Raw genomic sequence first — 1,319 nt, forward strand, 5'->3', positions numbered from 1 at the left:
GCCGCCTACCTGGACCACTACCTGCCGCGGCGAGACTGCCACTACGACCAGGCGTGGGCGCTCGGCGGGCTGCTGCAACTGGACTCCGCCCTGGGAACCGGCTACGCCGGCAAATACCTCACCCCGGGCGGTCTGTGGAGCCGATCCTCCTTCGCCGGCACCGAACCGTCTGAATGTCGGCGACGCATGAGCGTGCTCACTGACCTGGCCGACGAGGCCATGGACGCGACAAGCTGATCCGCCTGTACGCGGAGCAGTTCCAGGTTCTCCAGACGTCGGATCACGTCTCATGCGACACCCCGAATCGCCTGGTCGGTGTCGTAGAGGTCGGCTTCGGGGCCGACGAGGGACAGTTCGACGGGGATGCCGAGGCGTTCGCCGGTCTTGATGAGGTACTTGCCGCGTCCGGGGTGGCGGGCACCGGGCTGCCAGGAGTCGGGCGCTGACCATGAGGTGACGAGCTGCTGCTCAGGCCCGGTCAGCGGAGTGATCTCGTGGACGCGGGCCAGCTCGCGGGGCGGCAGCCCGGCCAGGACGGTGATGGCCGATCGGTCGGCGAAGCCTTTGGCTTTGGCGCGGTCTTCCTCGGTGGCCAGGGCGTCGAGGTCGGCCAGCGAATGAGTGATCATGATGGAGGCCATGCCTTTGGCGCGGTTGAGGCGGGTCAGGGCGTCGGCGTGCTCGACCAGGCCGGGGGCGCCGCGCAGGGCGCGCCAGAGTTCGTCCATGACGCCGAGGTAGGAACGGCGTGGGGCGGCGCCCAGGTCGGTGAGGGTGGTGGCGGCGTCGACCATGCCGAAGGCGTAGGCCCAGGTGCACAGCATCGCGGCCGTCAAGAGCTTGTCGCCGGCGGCGCGGACGCGGGAGATGTCGACGCTGATCGCTGGCGCGTCCAGGTTCAGCGGGCGGGTGGTCGCCGAGTCGAACACACCGGCCAGGGACCCGGAGATGAGCAGGTCGAGGGTGAAGACCAGGTCGCGGGTGTGGGCCCGGTAGGCGTCGCCGGAGTCGGTACGAGTCGCGGACCGCAGCTCGGCTGGCCCCTGTTCCAGGACGCGCAGGACGTCCACGATGGTGGGTTCGGTGTCGAGGCGGTGGTCGAGCAGGTCGATGGCGTGTCCGAGGACGACTTCTTCGGCGTTGGTGATGCGGGCCTCGCGGACCAGGGTCGCCAGGGCCAGCAGCAGGGAGAGCCGCCGTGACCGCACTTCCCACCGCAGGGTCTCGGCGTCGGCGCCGGTGAGGCGTCGCCGGGCCTCATCGAGGGGCCCGGCGTCGAGGGGGTTGATGCGGTCGAAGCCGCGTCCGACGCGGATGAC

At 70.3% G+C, this 1,319-nt stretch carries 2 protein-coding genes; one reads left to right on the top strand and one right to left on the bottom strand.

Translation table 11 applies throughout. The features are described from left to right. A partial coding sequence (locus AB0C35_RS46035; protein ID WP_358471031.1) for a DUF6000 family protein occupies positions 1–237 on the top strand: 237 nt, incomplete at its 5' end. Between the two features lie 50 nt (positions 238–287). Here AB0C35_RS46035 and AB0C35_RS46040 read toward each other — a convergent pair. Next, positions 288–1,319, bottom strand: a 1,032-nt coding sequence (locus tag AB0C35_RS46040) for a hypothetical protein (RefSeq protein WP_358471034.1), incomplete at its 5' end; no start/stop codon positions are given.

This window comes from Spirillospora sp. NPDC048819 (genome assembly GCF_040650055.1).
Lineage (GTDB): Bacteria > Actinomycetota > Actinomycetes > Streptosporangiales > Streptosporangiaceae > Spirillospora.